Below are 24,672 nucleotides of genomic sequence, written 5' to 3'. Positions count from 1 at the left end.
TTTGGAAAGCCGCTAGCAGTTCTGCTTAAGAAATCAATTCATTTTGAAAATAATGTTTTCTTAAGCGGAACCTACGAAACGGTATTTTTTAAAATCACTGCAGAACTTCTTTCATGGTATACAGACCTGCAGGCTTACCTGCCAGGAATTTTGCAGCTTTCACTGCGCCAACGGCAAAAACTTCACGGGAAGTTGCACGGTGGTTCAGTTCGATCACTTCGTCTCTGCCGGCGAAGATGACGTCATGTTCTCCAACGATGTTGCCGCCGCGAACTGCATGGATACCGATTTCTGTTTTTTCGCGTTTTTCACGAACCTGAGAACGGTCGTAAACGTAATGATATCTTTCATCCATTGCCTGATTGATGGCGTCTGCCAGGGCAATTGCTGTGCCGCTGGGGGCATCGATTTTCTGGTTATGGTGTTTTTCTACAATTTCAATATCGAAGCCGCTTTCTGCCAGGATAGCAGCTGCGCGCTGCACCAGATCCAACAGCAGGTTTACACCAACAGACATATTGGCAGATTTCAGAATGGCTACATCCTTGCTTGTTTCTTTCATCAGCGCTGTTGTTTCATCGGACAGAGCTGTTGTGCAGAGAACAACGGGGATGTTTTTTGCTTTGGAGAATGCCAGCAGGGCGGGAACTGCCCTTGCTGTGGAAAAGTCGATGATGACATCGCCTGCAACGTCGCAGGCGTCACAGCTGGGGAATACAGGAAATTCCAGTGCGGGTGTTGTAGGGTCGATGCCCGCTACTACCTGGCAATCAGGTTCATTTTTTACCAGTTCGGCTACCACGCGGCCCATTTTGCCGCCGCAGCCGTGAATAATAATATTAACCATAGTTATACCTCAATTAGATCAAACCATAATTTTTCATTGCTGTTTTCAGTGTTTCCAGGTTCTTGGGTTCCATGTCGCACAGAGGCAGTTTGCAGGAACCAACTTCATAGCCCATCAGGTTCATAGCAGCTTTAACGGGGATGGGGTTTACTTCGCAGAACAGAGCGCCGATCAGTTCGATCGCATCCAGCTGCAGTTTTGTAGCAGCTTTTGTATCACCATTCAGGTAGTTCATAACCATATCGTGTGTGTTTTTAGGTGCTACATTGGACAGAACGGAAATAACGCCTTTGCCGCCCAGGGACATGATAGGCAGGATCTGGTCGTCGTTACCGCTGTAGATATCAAAATCGGGGCCAACCAGAGAAGCGATTTCTGCTACCTGGGACAGGTTGCCGCTTGCTTCTTTTACAGCTACGATATTTTTCACTTTAGACAGTTCAGCTACTGTTTTAGGAGCGATGTTGCAGCCTGTTCTGCCGGGTACGTTGTACAGGATGATAGGAATATTGATGCTTTCAGCTACTGCTGTGTAGTGCAGGATCAGGCCCTTCTGTGTTGCTTTGTTGTAGTAGGGTGTTACCAGCAGAACTGCATCAGCGCCTGCTTTTTCGCAGCCCTGAGCCAGTTCGATGCAGTGAGCTGTGTCGTTGCTGCCTGCGCCTGCGATGATGGGCACACGGCCTGCTGCAACTTCTTTTGCAAAGCGGATGCATTCGATCTGTACTTCGTCGGACATTGTGGATGCTTCGCCTGTTGTACCGCAGATGATCAGTGCGTCGATGCTGTTTGCGATCTGGAATTCGATCAGTTCTTTCATTTTTGCAAAATTTACGCTGCCGTCAGCGTTCAGGGGTGTTACGAGAGCTGTACCTGCGCCAGTAAAAATAGACATATGTATGACCTCCTCGAATATTGAACCTATATTTCTTTTTATCCTAAATTATATTACTTGTTCATTGCTTTTACGATTTCTTCTGCGATCTGTACTGCGTTTGTTGCTGCACCCTTACGGATGTTGTCAGCTACTACCCACAGGTTTACGCCGCTGTCAACGGATTCGTCACGGCGGATACGACCAACGAATACTTCGTCTTTACCAGCTGCTGTGACTGCCATAGGGTATTCGTTGTTTGCGCTGTCGTTCTGAACGACTACGCCGGGAGCATTTTTCAGCACTTCGATCAGTTCATCCAGTTCGAAGGGTTTTTCGAATTCCAGGTTGATGGATTCGCTGTGGGAATCGAAAACGGGAACACGAACTGTTGTTGCTGTTACGCGCATATCGTCGTTGTGCAGGATCTTTCTTGTTTCGTTCACCATCTTCATTTCTTCCTTTGTATAGCCGTTATCAAGGAAGGAGTCGATGTGGGGCAGGCAGTTGCTTGCGATGGGGTGAGGGAATTTCTTGGGTGCTTCACCCTTGATGCCGTTTTCCAGATCCTGCCAGCCTGCTACGCCTGCGCCGGATACTGCCTGATATGTGGAGTAAACCACACGTTTGATTTTGTATTTGTCATCCAGAGGTTTCAGAGCAACCATCGCCTGGATCGTGGAGCAGTTGGGGTTAGCAATGATGTTTTTGTGCCATGCGATATCTTCGGGGTTAACTTCGGGAACTACCAGGGGAACTTCGGGGTCCATTCTCCACTGAGAGCTGTTGTCGATTACGATACAACCGTGTGCAGCAGCGATGGGAGCAAATTTTTCACTTGTGCCGCCACCTGCGGAAAACAGCGCGATGTCGATGGGTTTATCGAAGGAGTGTTCTGTCAGTTCTTCTACAACATATTCTTTGCCGTTGAATTCCAGTGTTTTACCAGCGGAACGGGAAGATGCCATTACATAAAAGTTTTCGATGGGAAGCTGTCTTTCTTCCAGTACCTTCAGGAAAGTTCTGCCTACCATACCTGTTGCGCCAACAACGGCCAGATTGATTTTTTTCATTTTTGATTCCTTCTTTCTTTTGCATTTGTGTATTTGTTGCTTCAAAGCAGATTATTTTTGAAACAAAAAAGAGCCGACACACCTGCGCCGACTTTCCAAGGAAACTGTGGTATATGCCTATGCCGCAGTTTGATTGTTCTTTGTAGCGCTCCATTGGGTTCCAATGACAGTCATACGGCTCTTAACCGCACAACCAGAGAAGAAAAGATAAGGCATTTTCTTTCTTCGGCGTTTTCCCCTTTTTACAGGCTGCATCTATCCCTTATGATATTCACCTGTATACTCTTGAAAAACGCACCTCTACTTTGAAAAATTATGTATTTGCCTCATAGTCTAACACCAGTTCTCCATTCTGTCAAACAAAATCGAAGGAAAATACTGTATTTTTTCTGAAAACCATTCGTCTGTGCACAAAATACATATTTTACCTGAAATCGTGCATACTGTGAGGACAAAAAACAGGGAGGAAAGGCGTGATTTCATTGAAGAAAAAAGAACTGACGGAAGCGGAAAAGCGGGACTTGGCAATGAAATATGAGATCGCAGAGGAACTGGGCCTTCTGGAAAAGGTGGAGCAGCTAGGCTGGAAAGGGCTGACCGCTAAGGAAAGCGGACGCATCGGCGGCATTATGGGCAGACGGAAAATCGAAGCACGGAAACATGGCACTGTTCAGGAAGGAAATCTGCGGGATGAATGAGTAATTACCTATATTTATGCTTGCAAAGGCAGGTATATAGAGATATAATAAACTATTGTGAAAGAATATCTCTTTGGAGGAAGGAATATGAGTGCATACGAAGCCTTTGCATCTGTATATGATCTTTTTATGGAACAGGTAGAATATGACCAGTGGCTGAGCCATATCCATGCTGTTTGGGACAAGCATGGACTGAAGCCTAAAACAGTGATCGACTTGGGCTGCGGCACAGGCAGTATTTTGCTGCCGTTGGCAAAGGAAGGCTTCGATGTGATCGGCGTAGACCTTTCCCCCGAAATGCTGACGGAAGCAGACCATAAGGCCATGGAAGAAGGCCTTTCCGTTCGTCTGGCCTGCCAGGATATGACAGAACTGGAACTGGGCGAAGAAGCAGATTGCATTCTCAGTCTGTGCGACTGTATGAATTATCTGACAGAGGATGGTCAGCTGGAGGATGCGTTCAAAAGCATTGCGCAGCATATGAAAAAAGACAGCCTCTTCCTGTTTGATATGAATACGGAATATAAATTCCGGGAAGTGCTGGGGCAGAATGTCTTTGGTTCTGCGGAAGAAGGCGCGGCGTATATCTGGGAAAATGATTACGATGAGGAAGAGAAGATTAATGAATATTACGTAAGCTTTTTCATCGAACAGGAAAACGGCCTGTATGAAAGAGTAGAGGAATACCACTACGAAAGAGCTTACTCTGTGGAAGAAATTGAAGATGGACTGCGGGCAGCGGGCATGGAACTGGTAGAAGTCATGGACGGATATAGTTTTGATGCGCCCCATGAAGAAAGCGAACGCCTGCTTTTTGCAGCCAAATTGAAATAGAATCGGAGGAATCAAAATGAGTGACTATATCGTAAGAGCAACGGCAGGCAACGGCAGTATCCGTGCTTTTGCCGCTACAACAAAAGACCTGGTGCAGCATGCCAGAGAGATCCATCATACATCCCCTGTGGCTTCTGCAGCCCTGGGCAGAATGCTGACAGCAGCGGCCATGATGGGCAGTATGCTGAAAGGGGATAAAGACCTGCTGACATTGCAGGTAAGAGGCGAAGGCCCTCTGCAGGGCATCGTGGTAACCAGCGATAGCAAGGCCCAGGTAAAGGGTTATGTATTCAACCCCGGCGTGGAAGTACCCGACCTGATTCCCGGCAAACTGAACGTCAGCGGCGCTATCGGCAATGGTTATATGAGCATCATTAAAGATATCGGTATGAGAGAACCTTACGCAGGCAAGATCGAACTGGTAACAGGGGAAATCGCGGAAGACCTGACATATTACTTTGCACAGTCTGAACAGACGCCTTCTGCAGTAGGTCTGGGTGTTCTGATCGAAACAGATACATCCATTCGCAGAGCCGGCGGCTTCATCATTCAGCTGATGCCCGATGCAACAGAGGAAATGATTTCTAAACTGGAACAGAAACTGGCAACGATTCCATATGTATCCGATCTGCTGGATATGGGGCAGACGCCTGAAGATATTCTGCAGATGATCCTGGGCGATATGGATCTGAAGATCGTTGATACTATCCCTACAACTTTCTACTGCAACTGCACAAAAGAAAGAGTAGAAAAAGCGCTGATCAGCATCGGCAAGGAAGAACTGGAAAAAATCATTAAAGAAGACAAGAAAGCAAATCTGCACTGCCATTTCTGCAGCAAAGAATATGACTTTAATGAAGAAGAGCTGATCAAACTGCTGGAAGAAGCAAAATAAAAAAGCCAAAGGGGGCGATCCTTTGAAAAGGGATTTTGCGGTGGCTGTAAAAGCTGTCATCATAAAAGAGAATAAAGCACTGGTGCTTTGCCGTTCCAAGCATGAGATGGAGGGCAGCTTCATGAATAGTCATCAGAAATGGGATCTGCCCGGCGGCGGCCTGCATTTCTTCGAAAAGGCAGAAGAGGGGCTGCTCAGAGAGATCAGAGAGGAAACAGATCTGAACGTTTCCATCGGTCCTCCCTTATCCCTGTTCGATGCCATCAAGCATCATATTCATCTTTGCATTTTTACATATGCCTGTCGCTGGAAGAGCGGAGAGGTGAGCCTGAGTGCAGAGCATGAATCTTATTTCTGGGTGACGGAAGAGGAGATGCAAGAAAGCGAACTGCCCCACTGGATGAAGCGGGACATTCGCGCAGCTTTTGCGGCGCTGAAAGAAAATTAGAATGAAGATGAAATAATAAAATCTGGCAAGAGACTCTATTTCTTGAAGAAATAGGGTCTCTTTTTCAGTTTATTGAATTTGCATAAAGAGATCTATATACAGATAAAATGGTGTAGGAAAAATACATTTTTTGGTTATACAATGAATAATTTTTCATTCAAAAGAGTTTAATTCAGTAAAAATGGATTTTTCCTAAGAGGAAACTGGCAAAAAAACACGTAAATTTTTTGTTTGTTTTGTATATATTTTTATGCAAAAATCAGGAAAACATAGTAGGTAAAAATTGGGATACGAATAAATTGCATGCGAAAGAACATCGTCAAACCCCGTAATTCAAACGAAAACCGCTTTTTTGCGAAAGTGAATTCTGATGGATTTTTAACAAGCGTGTTCGCGAGGGAAAATGGTTTGTCATTTTGTGGTAAATGGAAGAAACATTGACATACTGGCTTAAATTTCGTATTATTTAAATTGAGGTATGTTTGATTTCTCGTACATGCCAAGAATTTTCATGGAAATCATTGGAAAATTCGAATCAACCTTCAAAGGTTGCAGGAAAAAGAACGAGTCGAACAGGAACAAATCTCTATACATTTTGAAAAATACAAACGTTATAACTTTAACAAGGTAATTTTGACGGGAGTAAATATTGTACCTGTGCAATTTGTTCAAACAAAAATACAGCAAGAGAGGTGAGTAACATGGCTTATGAGATCCTGAAAAGCATCGTGGAAGCAGAAGCACGGGCTGTGGAAATCAAAAAGCAGGCTGTCGCACAGGCCGAAGAAATGAAGGCCAATGCGCTGAAACAGCAGGAAGCCCTTTTGGAAGAGGCCAGACTGCATGGGAAAAAAGAAATGCAGGAAGCTGTAGAAGTAGCTGTAGAGGAGAGCCGCGAGGTGATCCAGAAGATTTTGAAAGAAGCTGATGAGACTTGTTCTCAGATCAGAGAGCAGGCGGCAGCAAAGCAGGAAGAAGCCGTTCAGGCTGTGATCGGAAAGGTCGTGGGAACGTATGGCAGTTGTTGAGATGCGGAAGCTTACTGTCATTGGTTTGAACAGCGGCAGAGCCCCCTTCATCTACGAACTGATGCATCTGGGAGTTGTAGAGATCAACTCTCAGGAAGGTATTATCAGCGATGAAGACTGGATGCCCGATATTTTCCGAACCAGTAACAGTGCCGATGTTTCGCGTCTGGAAGGGGATATCATCCGTGTCAGCACTGCCCTTGAGGCCATTCAGAAATATGATACGGCGAAGAAACCTTTGCTCATCACCAGAAAGGAAATGGGCAGAGAAGCATTTATCGCCTATATGAATGAGGTCAGGACAGATACGGAACGAAATATGGATAAGGCGGTAAATGCCTACAAAAATATTACAGATGGCAACGCTGAGATCAACCATCTGCGTTCCCAGATCGCAGGGCTGCAGCCCTGGCTGAAACTGGATATCCCGTTGGAAATGAATGAAACGGAATTTGCCAGTGTCGTTTATGGCACGACCGGGGCAAAGACCGATACAGGGCAGCTGATGACAGCTGTTCTGGAAGGAGCACCTTCTGCCATCGTGCAGGAAGTGAGTGCGGACAAACAGCAGAAATATTTCTCTATCATCGTATTGAAAGAAGAAAAAGATGCTCTTTATGAGGCGCTGCGTCCCTTCAACTTCTCCGCAATCTCCATGGCAGACCAGAAGGGGACTCCTGCAGAAGCGACACATCGTTATGAAAAAGAAATTGAAGCGATCGAAGCAGAGATCGCTGAAAATGAAAAAGTGCTTGCGGGACTTTCCCATGCACGCAAAGATATTGAATTCCTTTACGACCTGCTGGTTACGCAGAGAGACAGGGCAAGAGTCGTAGGGGATATGCTGAGTACCGATACGGTATTCTATTTCGATGGCTGGATGCCCGCAAAGGCACAGCCTGAGGTCGAAGCTCTTCTGAAGAAATATGAATTCTATTATGATATTCAGGTTCCCGATGAAGAGGAAGAAGTGCCTGTATTGCTGCATAACAGCAGTGTAGCGACACCCTTCGAGGCAGTTACCAATATGTACAGCCTGCCTTCCAGAAGTGATATCGACCCTACAACAATTCTGGCACCATTCTATTTCATCTTCTTTGGTATGATGCTTTCCGATGCGGCATATGGTATCATCCTTTCCGTATTGTGCTTCTTCGTACTGAAGAAATATAAGCCCGAAGGTATGATGTACCGTATGTTCAAGATGTTCTTCTTTTGCGGTATCTCCACCTTTATCTGGGGTGCATTGTTCGGCGGCTGGTTTGGTGACTTTTTCCAGGTCGCAGCAAGAACATTGTTCAATAAAGAGATCACCATTAACCCCATTTGGTTCAATCCTATGGACGACCCTATGAAGCTGTTGATCTTCTCCCTGATTTTGGGTGCGATCCACTTGTTCGTAGGTATGGGCATCCAGGCGTATATGTCTATTCGGGATGGCCATCCCATCGATGCTCTGTGTGATATCGGTCTGTGGTATGTACTGCTGATCGGTCTGGTGCTGTTTGGCGTAGGCGGCATGGTCGCTCCTGCGCTGACAACAGTGGGTAAGGTAATGTCTATCGTAGGCGCAGTTGGTATCCTGGTAACAGGCGGCAGAAAGAAGAAAGGCATCATCGGCAAGGTGACAGGTGGTCTGGGCAGCCTTTACGGCATCACAAGCTATTTGTCCGACGTACTTTCCTACTCCAGACTGCTGGCGTTGGGTCTGGCGACCGGTGTAGTTGCACAGGTTATCAATACCCTGGGTTCTCTGGCAGGCGGCGGCGTAGTTGGTGCCATCCTGCTGACAGTAGCGCTGGTGTTTGGTACGATCTTCAACCTGGCGATCAACGCCCTGGGTGCATTCGTACATTCCTGCAGACTGCAGTATGTAGAATTCTTTGGTAAGTTTTATACGGGCGGCGGCAGAGAGTTCCGTCCTTTTGAAAGAAAAACAAAATATGTCAAGATCATGAAGGATCGAGATGAATAAGGAGGAGAATGAACATGGTAGAAAGTTTATTCAGCGGTGAATTTTTAGCATTATTAGGCGCAGCAACAGCAGCTCTGGCTGGTATCGGTTCTGCGATGGGCGTAGGCGTTGCAGGTGAAGCTGCAGCGGGCGTTGTTTCTGAAGACCCCAATAAATTCGGTCAGGTTCTGCTGCTGCAGGCTCTGCCCGGCACACAGGGTATCTATGGTCTGCTGATCGCATTTATCATCATGGTAAAAGTTGGCCTTCTGGGCGGCGATGGCATGCTGGATCTGTCTGTAGCACAGGGTGCTTCCATTTTTGCAGCGGCTGTTCCCATTGGCCTGGTTGGTATCTTCTCCGGTATCGCGCAGGGCAAAGCAGCGGCTTCCGGTATCATGCTGGTTGGTAAAAAACCCAGCGAACTGGCAAAAGGTATGCTGTTCGCAGCCATGGTAGAAACATATGCCGTACTGGCTCTGCTGGTTTCCTTCCTGATGCTCAACAGCATCCAGTTGTAATCAATATAAGGAAAAGGAGGAGAAACTCCTATGAATGACGGCAAGATCATTATCGATAAAATCATTGCAGAAGCAGAGAAAGTGGCAGAAGCGACCCTGAAACAGGCCCAGAAGGAAGTAGATTCCATCCTGAAGGCTGGGAAAGATAAAGCGGAAAAAGAAGCAGATGCACTGGAAAGAAATGCCCAGGCGGAAGCGGAAAAAGTAAAATCCAAGGAAATTTCCGGCGCGGAAATGCAGGCGAAAAAAGCCGTTCTGGAACAGAAGCAGACGATTCTGGCTGATGTGATCGCAGAAGCGGAAAAAAGACTGCTTTCTCTGGAAGATGCGGAATACGCAAAGGTCATCGGCGGCATGCTGGCGAAACTGGATAAATCCCTGGGTACAGAGATCATCGTTTCCCCTAAAGATGTCGCAAGACTGGCTGCAACGGTGAAGGAAAACGGCTTCGACCTTTCCGAAAAAACTGCGGATATCAGCGGTGGTTTTATTGTGAAAAACGGAGATATCGAATATAACTATTCTTTTGAATCTATCATTACAGTAGAAAAAGAAGCGATCCGCCAGACAGCAGCACAGATCTTATTCTAAGGAGGGGGTAGAGCATGGCTAGAAACAAGATTTACCCTTTCGCCGTGGCGAGTGTTCGTTCCATGGAAAATAAACTGCTGACAAAGCAGAAACTGATGCAGATGGCAGAAGCCAGAGATGCTGGCGAAGCATTGCGCATGCTTTCTGAAACCGATTACGGTAAAACAGAGATCAAAGACGTTCACGAATTCGAAAAAATGATTCAGAACCATCTGGAAACGGAATATCAGGCAGTTGGTAAGCTGATTGCCTCCGAAACCTTCATGGATATTTTCCGATTCAAGAACGACTATCATAACGTAAAAGTGTTGATCAAAGAAGAAATTTCCAAGGTCAACGGTAAAAAATATCTGATCCAGGGCGGCAGCATCCCCGTGGATATCCTGCAGAAAAACTTCCGTGAAAGAAACTACATGGAACTGCCTAATATCAAGGCAGATGCAGTGCAGGAAGCCACAGAAATGTATGCGAAAACAAAAAATGCCCGTTATATCGATTCCATTCTGGATAAGGCCTGCTTCCAGGTCATGTCTGATGCGGCAGATAAACTGGGCAACGAATACGTTTCCAAATACATTCGCAGACTGGCCGATGTGACGAACCTGAAAACACTCCTGCGTATCTGGCAGATGAAACGCAGCGATGAAGAACTGGAAGAAAGCATCGTGCCCGGCGGCGAACTGCCTGCGGAACTTTTGATCAGAGCATTGAAAAACGATACTGTCATCCAGATGCTGAAGGAAACATCCTATGGCCCTCTGTGCGAAACCTATATGCCCCAGGGCTTCACGGTGTTCGAAAAAGCCTGCGATGATTATCTGATGGAATGTATCAAAGATGCAAAATATAAAACGCTGACGCCTGAACCCGTTGCCGCTTATATTCTGGCGAAGGAAACAGAGGCGAAATGTGTGCGCATCATTATGACATGCAAACTGCATGACATTGATGCGGAAACGATCAAAGAAAGGGTGAGAGAAGCATATGTCTAAAGTTGGTATCATTGGCGACAAGGACACAGTTATGGGCTTCCTTGCTCTGGGGATCGATATTTTCCCTGCTTACACAGCAGAGGAGATAAAAAAGACCATCCACAGACTGGCGGAAAGAGAATACGCGATCATTTATATCACGGAAGAAGCCAGCCTGAAGGCAAAGGAAAGCATTGCCAAATACAAAGATATGGAATTGCCCGCCATCATCGTTATCCCCGGCATCGGCGGAAACATGGGCCTGGGCATGAATGAGGTGCGCGAATCGGCAAAACGTGCCATCGGCGCAGATATATTGTTTAGTGAATAAAGAATGATTGTAGGTGAATGAGCATATGAAAACAGGCACGATCGTAAAAGTGTCAGGTCCACTGGTCATTGCGGAAGGCATGAGAGATGCCAACATGTTCGACGTGGTTCGTGTATCTGACAAACACCTGATCGGCGAGATCATCGAAATGCACGGAGACAAAGCCTCCATTCAGGTATACGAAGAAACCGCAGGCCTTGGCCCCGGTGAAGAGGTTGTATCCGTTGGCATGCCTATGAGCGTAGAACTGGGCCCCGGTCTGGTTTCCACGATCTATGATGGTATCCAGCGTCCTCTGGAAAAAATGTACGAAGTAGGTGGCACAAACATCCGCAGAGGTGTTGAAGTACCTTCTTTGGACAGAGAAAAGAAATGGAAATTTGAACCCACAAAACAGCCCGGCGATGCCGTTGCTGCAGGCGATATCATCGGTTTCGTTCAGGAAACTGCTGTGGTTCAGTGTAAAATCATGGTGCCCTACGGTCTGAAGGGTGTCATCAAAGAAATCTTCATTGGTGATTTCACTGTTGAAGAAACCGTTTGTGTCATCACAGATGAAAAGGGCAAAGACGTAAACGTAACCATGATGCAGAAATGGCCCGTACGTCGTGAAAGACCTTACAAGGAAAAACAGTCTCCCAATGCGCCCCTGATCACAGGTCAGCGTGTTGTTGACACATTCTTCCCCATCACAAAAGGTGGTGTAGCAGCCATCCCCGGCCCCTTCGGTTCCGGTAAAACTGTTACACAGCATCAGCTGGCAAAATGGGCGGATGCAGACATCGTTGTTTATATCGGCTGCGGTGAACGTGGTAACGAAATGACAGACGTACTGAATGAATTCCCTGAACTGCTGGACCCTCGTACAGGTCAGTCCCTGATGCAGAGAACTGTTCTGATCGCAAATACTTCCGATATGCCCGTAGCGGCTCGTGAAGCATCTATTTATACAGGTATCACTATCGCAGAATTCTTCCGTGATATGGGCTATAGCGTAGCGCTGATGGCTGACTCCACATCCCGTTGGGCAGAAGCCCTTCGTGAAATGTCCGGTCGTCTGGAAGAAATGCCCGGTGAAGAAGGTTACCCTGCTTATCTGGGTTCCCGTCTGGCGCAGTTCTACGAACGCGCTGGTAGAGTCGTTTGTCTGGGCAGTGAAGGTAGAATCGGTACACTGACAGCCATCGGTGCCGTATCTCCTCCCGGCGGTGATATTTCTGAACCCGTATCTCAGGCCACTCTGCGTATCGTAAAGGTATTCTGGGGTCTGGATTCCGCATTGGCGTATAAACGTCATTTCCCTGCCATCAACTGGCTGACAAGCTATTCCCTGTATCAGGCAAAGGTTGACGCATGGGCAGATGAAAACGTAGAACCTAACTTCTCCGCACAGCGTACAGAAGCCATGAGACTGCTGCAGACAGAAGCAGAGTTGAATGAAATCGTACAGCTGGTCGGCGTGGATGCTCTGTCCCACAGCGACAGATTGATTCTGGAAGTTGCCCGTTCCATCCGTGAAGACTTCCTGCATCAGAACTCCTTCCACGAAGTTGACACATACACATCCCTGCATAAACAGTATCGTATGATGAAGCTGATCCTGACCTTCTATAAAGAAGCAGGCGAAGCCATCAAGCAGGGCGTAACGATTCAGAAACTGGCAAAACTGGACGTGATCGAACACATCGGCCGTGCAAAATACGTAGAAGAAATCAACGTAGATAAGCGTTACGATGAAATCGAAAACGAAATCAAAGCAGAAGTAGCAGAACTCATCAGAAAGGGGGCAGATGAATTATGATAAAAGAATATCGTTCCATTCAGGAAGTAGCCGGCCCTCTGATGGTTGTTTCCGGTGTTGAAGGCGTAACATATGACGAACTGGGCGAGATCGAGCTGGCCAGCGGCGAGATCAGAAAATGCAAGGTTCTGGAAGTAAATGGCGACACTGCTCTGGTACAGCTGTTTGAAAGCGCAACAGGTATCAACCTGGCAGAAAGTAAAGTACGTTTCCTGGGCAAGAGCCTGGACTTCGGCGTATCCCCTGATATCCTGGGTCGTGTCTTCGACGGTATGGGTAACCCCATGGATGGCGGTCCCGAAATCATCCCTGAAAAGAGACTGGATATCAACGGTGCGCCCATCAACCCTGCGGCTCGTGTATACCCCGCAGAATTCATCCAGACAGGCGTATCTGCCATTGACGGTCTGAATACACTGGTTCGTGGTCAGAAGCTGCCTATCTTCTCCGCTTCCGGTCTGCCCCATGCAAATCTGGCAGTACAGATCGCAAGACAGGCGAAGGTTCGCGGTACAGATTCTAAATTCGCGGTAGTATTCGCAGCCATCGGTATCACATTCGAAGATGCTGAATTCTTCATCAACGACTTCAAACAGACAGGTGCTATCGACCGTTCCGTAGTCTTCATCAACCTGGCAAATGACCCTGCGGTAGAACGTATCTGTACCCCTAAAATGGCGCTGACAGCGGCAGAATATCTGGCATTTGAACAGGATATGCACGTTCTGGTCATCCTGACAGATATCACAAACTATGCGGAAGCTCTGCGTGAAGTTTCTGCAGCGAAAAAAGAAGTTCCCGGTCGTCGTGGTTACCCCGGCTACCTGTATACAGACCTTGCGACTATGTACGAACGTGCAGGTCGTATGAAAGGTCATGAAGGCTCTATCACAATGATCCCTATCCTGACAATGCCTGAAGAAGATAAGACACATCCTATCCCCGACCTGACAGGCTATATCACAGAAGGTCAGATCATTCTGAGCCGTGAACTGGATAAAAAAGGCATTCAGCCTCCCATCAACGTTCTGCCTTCCCTGTCCCGTCTGAAGGATAAAGGTATCGGTAAAGGCAAGACAAGAGAAGACCACGCAGATACCATGAACCAGCTGTTCGCAGCGTATTCCCGTGGTAAGGATGCGAAGGAACTGATGGCGATTTTGGGTGAATCCGCATTGTCCGACGTAGACCTGATCTATGCAAAATTTGCAGATGAATTCGAAAAGCAATACGTTTCTCAGGGCTTCCAGACAGACAGAACCATCGAACAGACGCTGGAAACAGGTTGGAGCCTGCTGCGTATGCTGCCTAAGAGCGAGCTGAAACGTATCCGTGACGAATATCTGGATAAATATCTGAACAGCGGGGAGTGATGAAGTGTGGCTAGATTGAATGTCAACCCCACCCGTATGGAAATGACCCGCCTGAAAGGCCAGTTGAAAACAGCGACCAGAGGTCATAAGCTGCTGAAAGATAAGCTGGATGAACTGATGAAACAGTTCATGGAAATTGTGCGGGAAAACAAGCGTTTGAGAGAAGAAGCGGAAGCGGCTCTGGAAAATGCTTATAAAAACTTCATCATCGCCAGAGCGGTGCTCAGTGAAGCCAGCCTGGGTGAAGCACTGATGATCCCCCAGCAGTCTGTATCCGTTAAGGTTACGAATAAAAATATCATGAGCGTAAATGTGCCTGTGTTTGACTTCCAGAAGGAAGGCGGCAGCGAAGGCAATATCTATCCTTATGGTATGGCGTTCACATCCGGTGAACTGGACAGCGCGATGCTTTCCTTCTCCGATGCTATGGAGCCTCTGCTCCGTCTGGCGGAAAGTGAAAAGACAGCGCAGCTCTTGGCGCAGGAAATCGAACGTACCCGCCGTCGTGTAAACGCACTGGAAAACGTTATGATCCCCAACTATCAGGAGACCATCAAATATATCACCATGAAGCTGGAAGAAAACGAACGTGCCAACACGACTCGCCTGATGAAGGTAAAAGATATGGTAGCGAAAAAGGCTATCGAAGCGAAAAAACAGCAGGAAGCAGAAGTGGTTGTCTGCAAACGCTGTGTACAATCTGAAGCATAAATAAAAAAGAGGTGTCTATGGGCACCTCTTTTTGCGTGCAGAAAACAGGCACGTTTCTCTCCACTCTACATAAACTGGCAGCAACGGAAAGGAGCGTGTAAGCATGGCAAAGATCAGTTTATGCATGATCGTGCGGGATGAAGAGGATACCTTAGAGCGGTGTTTGAAAAGTATCGTGGATTGTGTGGATGAAATTATCATTGTGGATACAGGTTCTGTGGATAAAACGAAAGAAATTGCAGAAAAGTTCACCGATAAAATTTATGATTTCCATTGGATAGATGATTTTTCAGCAGCACGAAATTTTGCTTTTTCCAAGGGAACAGGAGACTATCTCATGTGGATGGATGCGGATGACGTTTTTCCTGAAAAGGAGAAGCAGAATTTCTTAAATTTAAAAGCGGATTTAGATAAAAACCCATGCCATATGGTGATGATGCTCTATGATGCAGGATTTGATGAAGAGGGTAAGGCAGCCTTTTCTTATTACAGGGAACGATTGCTGCGCAATTGTTCCCTGGCAAAATGGGTGGGCTGTGTCCATGAGGTGGTCGTTCCCTTTGGAGATGTGCGGTATGAAGAGATTCATTTTGAGCATCGGAAAGAAAAGGTAGAATATTCTGAACGAAATCTGATGATCTATGAAAAAATGCTGGAGCAGGGGCGAAAATTCGATGCCAGAGAGTGGTTTTACTATGGGCGGGAACTATATTATCACGGCAAATATGAAAAAGCAGCGAAGGTCTTTCGGGGATTTCTGGCAGACCCCGACGGCTGGCTGGAAAACAAACTGGAAGCCAGTCGATTCCTTTCCTATTCTTTGGCGGCGGCAGGAAAGCCAGAAGAAGCCTTCGATGCTCTTTTGCAGGGGCTGAAACTGGCACCGCCTACAGGGGAGCATTGTTGTGATATCGGAAAATATTTTTATGGGAAAGAACAGTGGGAACAGGCCATCTTCTGGTATGAAAATGCCTTGCGGGCAGAGCGGCGGACGGAGCAGGGGGCTTTCGTACAGGAAGAATGTTATGGTTATCTGCCCTGTATACAGCTTTGCGTCTGCTATGACAGACTGGGAGACCGGGAACGGGCGAGTATGTATAACGAAATGGCGGGGGTATTCAAACCTCATGATGAAGCCGTAGCACATAACAGAAGCTATTTTGCAAAAAAATAGCAGTTCTCCCAGAGGAAGAACCGCTTTCACACTTGGTTGCCCGGAGAAAGAGAAATGGGCTATTCTATCATGAGCCGTATGATGATTTTGTGTGATAAAAATAGTGTCTTTTTGGTACAAACCGATTGTAGCATATTTGTAAAAGAAAGTGAAATTGATAGATTTAAAGGTTTCTATTAAAAATAATGATAAGATTAGTTCCTGTAAAATATCTGGTCTCAGCGATTTAAAAAATTGATAGTTAGAAACAAAAACAGTCCTCAAAAGAGGACTGTTCTGCATCATGCTTTGGCATATTTGCCGCGCCAAACCACATCCTGATAATTTTGTTTATCTGTATCACCTTCTGTACTGATGCAGAGGATACGGGAGCTTTCATCCAGCTGCAGCAGTTTTTTCCATTCTGCCAGGTTTTCATCCAGAAGGATATTTGCCATACATCCAAAAGCCGCTGCGCCGCTTTCTCCTGCGGTAACGGGAGTGTCTCCCTTTGCGGGAGCAGCCAGGATACGCATGCCGTCTGCTGCGGCATATTCGGGGCAGCGAATGAAAGCATCTGCATAGCCTTTCAGCACATCCCAGCCGATGGTGCAGGGTTCGCCGCAGGCCAGACCTGCCATAATGGTATCCATATCCCCGGTAACGATATGGAGTTTGCCGTCATCTGCTTGGGCCGTGCGGAAGAGACAGTCAGCCTTGGCGGGTTCGACGATGGTGATGATGGGCTTTTCTTCGCCAGGGTAAAGGTTAGAGAAGAAGCCGGTCATGGCGCCTGCCATACTGCCTACGCCTGCCTGCAGGAAGATATGGGTGGGTCTTTCGGGGATCTGTTCCATGATCTCATAGCCCATGGTGGTGTAGCCTTGCATGATCCAAAGAGGGATATCTTCATATCCTTCCCACGCAGTATCCTGTACCACTACCCAGCCTTTTTCCTCTGCCATTTTCTGGGCAAGGCGTACGGCTTCATCGTAGTTCATATCCGTGATTTCTGCCTCGGCGCCTTCTTTGCGGATGTTTTCCAGTCTTTCCAATGCGCTGCCCTTAGGCATATAAACAACGGATCTCTGTCCCAGCTGATTGGCTGTCCAGGCAACGCCTCTGCCATGATTACCGTCGGTGGCTGTGACGAAGGTGATATCGCCCAACTGTGCCTTTGTTTCGGCGGAAAGAATACTTTCGGCGGTCAGTTCAGTGATGTCTTTTTCGATGCGCTTGCCGATCTCTTTGGCGATGGCATAGCTTCCGCCCAGGACTTTGAATGCATTCAGGCCGAACCGATAGCTTTCATCCTTCAGATAGATGCTTTTTACCTGCAGTTTTTCCGCCAGCTTTTCCAGGGAGACCAGGGGTGTTTTCTGGTAAACAGGGAATGTTTTGTGAAAGTCATGGGCTTTTTTGGCTTCTTCTACGCTGAAAGAAGAAATGCCTTCCCGACGTTCTTTCGCTTTTTTGTTCAGAATCAAATCAAAATTTTCCATATGTATTCTCCTTTTGGGGCAGTTTCAAAGATGATAATATTCCTGCAGCAGTTTCAAAAAAGCATTCATTTGGGGAGTAATGGCCTTCTGCTCATGGTGCAGCACCTGCAGCCATACGGGGAAATGCAGTTCAGGCACATTCAACACACAAAGCTCGCTTTTTTCTACAGCATCCTCGATAAGGTAGGTGGGCAGAAGCGCAATGCCGCAATCCAGCTTTGCCAGTTCCATGGCGGCAATGGGATTCCAAAGATCAAAACGTGGCCTGATAATATAAGACAGTGTATTTTTTGTATGTTCGTTGGATATATCCGAATAGAACTGTTGGTTGGTGATGATCACGTCATTTTCTGCAATTTCTGCCAGAGTGACGATATCCTTCTTTGCTAAAGGATGGGAAGGTGCGGCTGTGAAAACAAGCTGGGCCTCCAACAGGATCGTTTTAATGAAATTTTGGGTGCTGCGCTGGTCGTGGGTAATGAAAGCCAGATCTACTTCGTTCTGGGAAAGGTGACGCTCCGCATCGAACACATTGTCAGCGGTCTTCACAATGATATCCACTTGGGGGTGCCGTTGATGGTATTCCCGCAGTATATCGGGAAGAACGGCTGTAAAAAGAGAATCCAGGCAGGCGATGCGCAGGGTGCCCTGCAGTTCCTGTTCCTCTCCGCCGATGGCAGCGGCCTTCTGAGATAAGGCGACGATCTGTTGGGCGTAGGCTTCCAGTTCCCGCCCTTTTTCTGTTATATAGATCTTTTTACCGATACGGTCGAAAAGCTGCACGTTCAGTTCTTTCTCCAACTGCTGGATCTGCACGGTAACAGTGGATTGGGAATAGGTCAGTTGTTCGGCCGCGTTGGAAAAGCTGCCGGTTTCAATGATTTTCAAAAATGTGATTAAATTGCGCAGTTCCATAAAAGAACCTCCTGTAAAAATGACTCAGATAAAAATATCATAACACTGAAGAAGGTATTTGTAAAACAAAATGATTGAATTGCTTTTATTATTAAAAATAATAGTTGTATGGCTGTTAAAAGAAAAAAGCAGCCCTGAGGGGAGGGCTGCTTTTTGCATTTACCTATGAACGAAAAAGGAAGAGTGACAGTGCGTAGATAAATGCATGGTCAATTTGGAGTGCTCTTTTGTACACTTATGTCTTTTCTTTTGTACGTTACCATTGTACCACTATGCAGAGAAAAAGTGAAGTAAATGTTTTTAAAGTTTAAAATTTATTTCTTTGAAGGGCTGACGTAAAAAAAGACCACCTTCCAGTGGAAGATGGTCGATTTTTTAAAAATTATAGCAGTGCCACACCTGCAGCGTTGCAAACTTCAAATGTTTCTTCATCCCAGATAGAGGACTGCACTTCGCCGATGTGGGCTTTACCCAACAGCAGCATGCACAGTCTGGACTGGCCGATACCGCCGCCGATGGTGCAGGGCAGCTTGCCTTCCAGCAGCATTTTGTGGTATGTCAGCTCTCTGCGGTCATCGCAGTTTGCTTTTCTCAGCTGCTGATCCAAAGAATATGCATCAACACGGATACCCATAGAAGAGATTTCCAGAGAGTTATCCAGAATGGGGTTATAGAACAGCAGGTCGCCGTTCAGCTGCCAGTCGTCATAGTCGGGGGCTCTGCCATCATGGGGTTCGCCGGAACGCAGTTTGTCGCCGATCTGCATGATGAATACTGTTTTATATTTTCTTGTGATAGCATGTTCTCTTTCCTTGGATGTCAGATCGGGATACATATCTTCCAGTTCCTGAGAAGTGATGAATTTTACTTCGCGGCACAGTTCTGTTGTGATCCGAGGATATTTTTTCTTAACTACTTCCAGTGTATCACAGATGGCCAGAACGATGCCCTGTACTGTGAATTTCAGTTCCTGGATGTTTCTTTTTTCGGGAGTGATGACTCTTTCCCAGTCCCACTGGTCAACGTAGATGGAGTGCAGGTTATCCAGTGTTTCATCGCGGCGGATGGCGTTCATGTTTGTATACAGACCTTTGCCAGGACGGAAATCATAGCGATACAGCGCCATACGTTTCCATTTTGCCAGGGAATGTACAACTTCCGCAGTTGTGCCTGTAGCGGGGATTTCGAAGCTTACAGGGCGTTCTACGCCGTTCAGGTTGTCGTTCAGACCTGTTGCAGGGTCAACGAACAGGGGGGCGGATACACGTTTCAGGTTCAGTGTCTGGCCCAGGTGTTCTTCGAATGCGTGATGGATGACGCCGATGGCATTCTGTGTTTCATACAGTGTCAGTACGGACTGATAGCCCGCAGGGATATATGTCTTGCTCAAAACAAGCACCTCTTTTCCTAATGTATTTTTATCCTATTACAGATGAAGATTTTCCATACCTTTTAGGATAACACAGAAGTTGATTTTGTCAAGGGAAGTTTCTATCAGAAAAACAGATAGGAGGTATTGACATAAAACTCCTACAATTGTATGATAAAGATATACTACAAATGTAAGAGTTTGAAAAGGAGTGGATGAAAATGGGAGAAATCCTGCGTTTGCCTGATACGGAACTGGAAATTATGAAAGCGATCTGGGAAGGCGGAAAGACGCTTTCTACATCGGAAGTAAAGACCTTGTTGGAACGACACAGACCCTGGAATGTTTCTGCCCTGCAGACCCTATTGAATCGCCTCATCGACCGTGGATTTCTGGAAAGCTATAAGGAAGGAAAGAATCGTTTTTATACCCCCTTGGTGACGGAAAAGGACTATCTGGCAGTGGAAAATAAAGTTTTTCTGGAAAAGGTCAACGATCGTTCTGTGACGAAACTGGTGGCTTCTCTTTATGACAGCCATTCTATTTCCGAAGCGGACTTGGATGAACTGGCGGCCTTCATCCGCTCGAAAACGGGAGGTGAATGACAATGGATGCGATTTTTCAAAATGTATGGGAAATGAGTTTGTTTGTCATTCCTGTGATCATGGTTTTGGCCCTCTGCTCTGATCTTCTGGGGAAAAGATATGGTGCGAGGTGGAAATATCTGGTGTGGCTGGTGGTAGCCATTCGTTTGTGTGTGCCTATACAGATCGACCCCCCTGCTCCCATGGCAAAAATACAGGTGGAGGTGCCGAATGTGGCAGTACAAATGCAGGAAATGCGAAGCGGACAAGGTGAATTTACAATAGAAAAAACACAGCCTGCTCCCGTAGAAACGATCATCGAGGCGCCTGATCGGCAAAGCCCTCCTATGTTGGCAGAAGCAGAACACAGCATGGCTGAAATCCTGATCGATTTCTTTCTGAATTATCCTGATATGCTGTGGTTCGTGGGCGTGGTGCTGTTTCTGGCATGGCAGGGATGGAAATATTTCAGTTTTAAAAGAATGCTGAAACGAAACAGAAGAAAGGTTTTAGATGCGGCAGTGTTGGATACGTATTATACCCTTTGCAGAAAAATGGGTGTGGAAAAACGACCTGAAATATATTTCTGTGAACCCTTGCCCAGCCCTCTTTGCGTGGGATTTTGGAAACAGGAAATTTATATCAATTCAGAGGAAAGAGAAGAAAATGACATTCGACTGATTTTGAAGCATGAACTGACCCATTGTAAACGAAAAGACCTCTGGTTCAAGGGTATCCTGATGCTTGCGAGGGCTTTACACTTCTTTAATCCTTTTGTGCATTGGATGGCGAAGCTGGCGGAGAAAGATATGGAGCTTTCCTGTGATGTGGCAGTGATGGAAAACTGCGATATGGAGGAAAGACAGGCTTACAGTATGGCAATTTTGCGTACAGTGAAAGAAGCCAACAGTAAAAATATGCAGATGAGTACGGCTTTTTCCGGTGGGAAAGAAGAACTGAAAGCAAGATTCGAGAACATTTTCGATATGACAAAGAAAAAGCGCGGAATCGCGCTCTTCACTGCGGCGGCAGTGCTTGTCTGCGGCGGTACGGCTTTTGTGGGCTGTGCAACACCTGCGCCCGATGTGGAAATCATGGAAACAAAAGTGGTCTATGGTGGCTATACGGAAAGAATCGTCCATGATCTGTACGAAGCGAAGCTGGACTATATCGGGGACGCTTCCGGTGTTGGCAAGATCTTCGGATTATTACCATTGCCTGATGGCGTGACACCAAATGAAGAAGGAATGGAACTGTTTACAGATGAGGGAGAGCCTTATGGCGCTATGCGACACCTGAATTTGATTTATACTGGAGAAACAGCCTTTGCCGATGTAAGTCAGGAAAGTTTTTTGGATGGGCGTTGGCTGCGTATTCATGGGATGATTTTCCTTGCGTTGGTGGACAATGCAGATTATATGAAATATGCCATCCATTTGGAAGAAATGGGAGAAGGTTACGTTACCATACCATTCGACAGGGAAATGGCAAAAACATATTTTGGAGAAAAAGACTTGAGAGAATTTGCTGCTGACGAAGAAACGTTTCTGAACTTTGTATCTGCGATTAACAGATACTTCTATGAAGGTATCACAAAGCCGGAACAGATTCTGCAACTGTCTGAACTGGATGCAGAAGCGGCACAGGCCCGTATGAACGATATGCTTTACGGTGAAGAAAAGGCAGAGGTGACTTACGAAAGCGACCAGAGCATGCTCTATCAGATGATCCATGCGGACAGTTTGCTGTATCATATTGCCAATGAGCAGGGACTGACTTCATCCAATCCACTGGAATATATCAACTGTGCGGAATATGAAGAATTGGTGGATATCGGCGAGCCTACCCTGCGGGAATTCCTTTCTTCCTTTGGGGAAGGGCGTGTAGGCGATAATCTGGAAGGGTATATCATGATGTTTGCCTGTCAGGATATCCTTGGCGAACCAAGACAGGCGGATGTGACGCCGACGGAATGGTATCAGTTATATTCTGCATTGGATTCTACGCTGGCGGTAGCATTTCGGTATGATGAGAAGGTGTATCCTGCCGAATTGGTGAGGGAATATATCATGGGGGATGTAGATGAATGGAGCGTCCTGAAAGCAAGAGAAGATGACCGAGTACGGGCAGTTTATGATGCGTTGGAAAACAAATATAATGTGAAAGGTATTCTTTTGGGACATACAGTAAATATTTATGCACCCTATATCCACAAAATTTACGAAAAGGGAGATACCATGCAGGTCTTTGCCACCATCATGGAACAGACTTATGCCCTGAGCCGCACGAATACAGGCTATGGCTTCTTTGAACGAGGCGGCTCTGTTATTCCTTCTCGATTGGATTTTAAAAAACAGAATGGCAAATGGGTGCTGACAGATTGGATCGAAGCTGAGGATGGCAGCTACTATGATGATTCTATCAAGGAAATGTGTAAAGGGCATATTGGCTTAGCAAGCAAGATGATGGATGGGGGCGAAAATGCTTATCTGCTTCTATGGCAGAATATCATCTATTATATGCAGGCACATTATGGTGGCATGGATATCCCCGTTTACTTCACTTCCTATCTGGGCGGCGCGGATATCGCCAAAATCAATCATTATATAAAAGCAATTCCAATGTTCGAATAACAGAATATTCCTCTATTTTACGGCATAGTTATCATTGTATGGATACGATTGCAAGAGAAACGGAGGAATCAAGATGGAAAAATTTGATATTTATCAGGACATTGCGGAACGGACAGGGGGCGATATCTACATCGGCGTAGTAGGCCCCGTACGTACAGGTAAGTCCACGTTTATCAAGCGGTTTATGGACTTGCTCGTTCTGCCGAATATCGCCAACACCTATACCAGAGAACGGGCAAAGGACGAACTGCCCCAGTCTGCCACAGGCAGGACCATCATGACGACAGAACCGAAATTCGTTCCCAATGAAGCGGTGGAAATTTCTCTGGGGGAAAATGCAGACGTAAAGGTACGGATGATCGATTGCGTGGGCTATCTTGTGCCCGGTGCGGAAGGCCATATGGACGGAGACATGCCCCGTATGGTACATACCCCCTGGTCGGAAAATGCTATGCCTTTTCGGGAAGCGGCGGAAATGGGGACGAAAAAAGTTATCACTGACCATTCCACTATCGGCATGGTGGTGACAACGGATGGCAGCGTAACAGAACTGCCCAGAGAAAATTACGAAGAAGCGGAAGCACGGGTGATCGAGGAATTGCAGGAGCTGGGCAAACCTTTTATCATCCTGCTGAACACGGCAACGCCTTACAGCGACGGTACACAGGCTTTGCGGGCAGAAATGGAAGAAAGATACGGTGTACCCGTGCTGGCGGTGAATGCGGCGCAGCTGAAAGCAGAGGACATCCGAAAGATTCTGGAGCAGATGCTCTACCAGTTCCCCATTCGTGAGCTGCGGTTTTTCTTCCCCGGCTGGGTGGAAACTCTGGAACAGGATCACTGGCTGAAGCAGGGGATGATCTCCGTTTTGAAGGGCGTGATGGAAAAAGCAAATAAGCTGGCAGATGTGGAAACGGCTATCAGCGCTCTGGCGGATGCAGATTTCCTGAAAAAAGCCTATACCGACCATATCCTCCCCGGGGAAGGAGCGGCGGATATTGCCTTAAATTTTGATGATGGTCTCTTCTATCAGATTTTGAGCGAAACAGTGGATATGCCCATTGAAAATGATTATGCTCTTATCAACACCATCAAGATGCTTTCTGAAACGAAGCAGGAGTATGATAAGATCGCCACCGCGCTGAATGATGTGCGGCGGAAGGGTTATGGCGTGGTGACGCCTGTATTTGAGGAAATTATGCTGGAGAAACCGGAAGTGTTCAAACAAGGCAGCCGCTACGGCATCAAGCTGCGGGCGAAAGGGGAATCTATCCACCTCATCAAGGCGGATGTGGAAACGGAAGTTTCTCCTATCATCGGCAACGAGGAGCAGTCCAGAGAATTCATCGATCATCTGATCTCCGATTATGAGGAAGAACCGGAAAAAATCTGGGATCTGAACATTTTCGGACGGACATTGAGTTCTATGGTCAGCGATGGCATGCAGAATAAGATCTATCGTATGCCTGAAGATGCCCAGATGAAGCTGCAGGAGACATTGCAGAAGATCGTCAATGAGGGCAGTGGCGGATTGATCTGCATTATTCTTTGAAAAAAAGAAAGCGA

Annotated in this window: 23 protein-coding genes and 1 riboswitch; of the genes, 17 read left to right on the top strand and 6 right to left on the bottom strand. The window is 46.7% G+C overall.

Going from position 1 to position 24,672, the window contains the following annotated elements:
• Positions 1–94 precede the first annotated feature (94 nt).
• The 3 genes from dapB to IJ369_RS08680 are packed head-to-tail and all read right to left on the bottom strand — an operon-like array spanning position 95 to position 2,794.
• Positions 95–847, bottom strand: coding sequence for a 4-hydroxy-tetrahydrodipicolinate reductase (gene dapB, locus IJ369_RS08690; RefSeq protein WP_290718175.1), 753 nt, complete (start codon positions 845–847; stop codon positions 95–97).
• A gap of 13 nt (positions 848–860) precedes the next feature.
• Complete coding sequence (gene dapA, locus IJ369_RS08685; protein WP_290718173.1) at positions 861–1,742, bottom strand: 4-hydroxy-tetrahydrodipicolinate synthase; 882 nt, start codon at positions 1,740–1,742, stop codon at positions 861–863.
• Between the two features lie 53 nt (positions 1,743–1,795).
• On the bottom strand, positions 1,796–2,794 hold the full coding sequence (locus IJ369_RS08680; protein ID WP_290718170.1) for an aspartate-semialdehyde dehydrogenase: 999 nt from the start codon (positions 2,792–2,794) through the stop codon (positions 1,796–1,798).
• 135 nt (positions 2,795–2,929) lie between these two features.
• Positions 2,930–3,105, bottom strand: a riboswitch (Lysine riboswitch).
• A gap of 165 nt (positions 3,106–3,270) precedes the next feature.
• On the opposite strand from IJ369_RS08680, the gene IJ369_RS08675 reads away from it, so the two are divergent.
• From IJ369_RS08675 to IJ369_RS08610, 14 genes are all read left to right on the top strand, one after another.
• Positions 3,271–3,492 carry a small, acid-soluble spore protein, alpha/beta type gene (locus IJ369_RS08675; protein WP_442859676.1) on the top strand — a complete coding sequence of 74 codons (222 nt, stop codon included), beginning with the start codon at positions 3,271–3,273 and terminating at the stop codon, positions 3,490–3,492.
• A gap of 87 nt (positions 3,493–3,579) precedes the next feature.
• Positions 3,580–4,326 (top strand): class I SAM-dependent DNA methyltransferase, encoded by a 747-nt coding sequence (locus tag IJ369_RS08670; protein WP_290718166.1) that lies wholly within the window; start codon positions 3,580–3,582, stop codon positions 4,324–4,326.
• A gap of 16 nt (positions 4,327–4,342) precedes the next feature.
• Positions 4,343–5,221 (top strand): Hsp33 family molecular chaperone HslO, encoded by an 879-nt coding sequence (hslO, locus tag IJ369_RS08665; protein ID WP_290718164.1) that lies wholly within the window; start codon positions 4,343–4,345, stop codon positions 5,219–5,221.
• Positions 5,222–5,243: 22 nt separating this feature from the next.
• Positions 5,244–5,669 (top strand): NUDIX hydrolase, encoded by a 426-nt coding sequence (locus IJ369_RS08660; RefSeq protein WP_290718162.1) that lies wholly within the window; start codon positions 5,244–5,246, stop codon positions 5,667–5,669.
• Between the two features lie 701 nt (positions 5,670–6,370).
• The gene (locus tag IJ369_RS08655) at positions 6,371–6,697 is read left to right on the top strand and encodes a hypothetical protein (protein WP_290718160.1); all 327 of its coding nucleotides are present in this window, start codon (positions 6,371–6,373) and stop codon (positions 6,695–6,697) included.
• Positions 6,684–8,672 carry a V-type ATP synthase subunit I gene (locus tag IJ369_RS08650; RefSeq protein ID WP_290718158.1) on the top strand — a complete coding sequence of 663 codons (1,989 nt, stop codon included), beginning with the start codon at positions 6,684–6,686 and terminating at the stop codon, positions 8,670–8,672. The genes IJ369_RS08655 and IJ369_RS08650 overlap by 14 nt, the downstream gene beginning before the upstream one ends.
• A gap of 8 nt (positions 8,673–8,680) precedes the next feature.
• A complete protein-coding gene (locus IJ369_RS08645) occupies positions 8,681–9,172 on the top strand; it encodes a V-type ATP synthase subunit K (protein ID WP_290718156.1) in 492 nt (163 codons plus the stop codon).
• A gap of 30 nt (positions 9,173–9,202) precedes the next feature.
• Positions 9,203–9,763, top strand: a complete 561-nt coding sequence (locus tag IJ369_RS08640; RefSeq protein ID WP_290718153.1) for a V-type ATP synthase subunit E — start codon at positions 9,203–9,205, stop codon at positions 9,761–9,763.
• Between the two features lie 14 nt (positions 9,764–9,777).
• Entirely contained in the window at positions 9,778–10,755 is a 978-nt protein-coding gene (locus IJ369_RS08635; protein WP_290718151.1) for a V-type ATP synthase subunit C, read from the top strand.
• Entirely contained in the window at positions 10,748–11,065 is a 318-nt protein-coding gene (locus IJ369_RS08630) for a V-type ATP synthase subunit F (RefSeq protein ID WP_290718149.1), read from the top strand. The genes IJ369_RS08635 and IJ369_RS08630 overlap by 8 nt, the downstream gene beginning before the upstream one ends.
• A gap of 25 nt (positions 11,066–11,090) precedes the next feature.
• Positions 11,091–12,866 (top strand): V-type ATP synthase subunit A, encoded by a 1,776-nt coding sequence (locus tag IJ369_RS08625; RefSeq protein ID WP_290718147.1) that lies wholly within the window; start codon positions 11,091–11,093, stop codon positions 12,864–12,866.
• Positions 12,863–14,239 carry a V-type ATP synthase subunit B gene (locus IJ369_RS08620; RefSeq protein WP_290718145.1) on the top strand — a complete coding sequence of 459 codons (1,377 nt, stop codon included), beginning with the start codon at positions 12,863–12,865 and terminating at the stop codon, positions 14,237–14,239. The genes IJ369_RS08625 and IJ369_RS08620 overlap by 4 nt, the downstream gene beginning before the upstream one ends.
• A 6-nt stretch (positions 14,240–14,245) precedes the next feature.
• Positions 14,246–14,950, top strand: coding sequence for a V-type ATP synthase subunit D (locus IJ369_RS08615; RefSeq protein WP_290718143.1), 705 nt, complete (start codon positions 14,246–14,248; stop codon positions 14,948–14,950).
• A 103-nt stretch (positions 14,951–15,053) separates the two neighbouring features.
• Positions 15,054–16,124, top strand: coding sequence for a glycosyltransferase (locus IJ369_RS08610; RefSeq protein WP_290718141.1), 1,071 nt, complete (start codon positions 15,054–15,056; stop codon positions 16,122–16,124).
• Between the two features lie 281 nt (positions 16,125–16,405).
• On the opposite strand, the gene dpaL is transcribed toward IJ369_RS08610, so the two are convergent.
• The 3 genes from dpaL to asnA form a co-directional block, all read right to left on the bottom strand.
• Positions 16,406–17,605, bottom strand: a complete 1,200-nt coding sequence (gene dpaL, locus IJ369_RS08605) for a diaminopropionate ammonia-lyase (RefSeq protein WP_290718139.1) — start codon at positions 17,603–17,605, stop codon at positions 16,406–16,408.
• Between the two features lie 24 nt (positions 17,606–17,629).
• Positions 17,630–18,520, bottom strand: coding sequence for a LysR family transcriptional regulator (locus tag IJ369_RS08600; protein WP_290718137.1), 891 nt, complete (start codon positions 18,518–18,520; stop codon positions 17,630–17,632).
• 382 nt (positions 18,521–18,902) lie between these two features.
• On the bottom strand, positions 18,903–19,910 hold the full coding sequence (gene asnA, locus IJ369_RS08595) for an aspartate--ammonia ligase (RefSeq protein ID WP_290718136.1): 1,008 nt from the start codon (positions 19,908–19,910) through the stop codon (positions 18,903–18,905).
• 200 nt (positions 19,911–20,110) lie between these two features.
• Between asnA and IJ369_RS08590 the strand changes: the two genes are divergently transcribed.
• The 3 genes from IJ369_RS08590 to spoIVA all read left to right on the top strand — a co-directional run bounded on the left by IJ369_RS08590 (position 20,111) and on the right by spoIVA (position 24,658).
• Positions 20,111–20,494, top strand: coding sequence for a BlaI/MecI/CopY family transcriptional regulator (locus tag IJ369_RS08590; RefSeq protein WP_290718134.1), 384 nt, complete (start codon positions 20,111–20,113; stop codon positions 20,492–20,494).
• Positions 20,495–20,496: 2 nt separating this feature from the next.
• Positions 20,497–23,106, top strand: coding sequence for a M56 family metallopeptidase (locus IJ369_RS08585; protein WP_290718132.1), 2,610 nt, complete (start codon positions 20,497–20,499; stop codon positions 23,104–23,106).
• Between the two features lie 73 nt (positions 23,107–23,179).
• On the top strand, positions 23,180–24,658 hold the full coding sequence (gene spoIVA, locus IJ369_RS08580; protein ID WP_290718130.1) for a stage IV sporulation protein A: 1,479 nt from the start codon (positions 23,180–23,182) through the stop codon (positions 24,656–24,658).
• The last annotated feature ends 14 nt before the right edge of the window (positions 24,659–24,672 follow it).

Origin of the sequence: Anaerotignum sp. (assembly GCF_017483025.1) — a bacterium.
GTDB lineage: Bacteria > Bacillota > Clostridia > Lachnospirales > Anaerotignaceae > Anaerotignum_A.
This window is presented reverse-complemented; position numbering and strand designations above follow the sequence as displayed.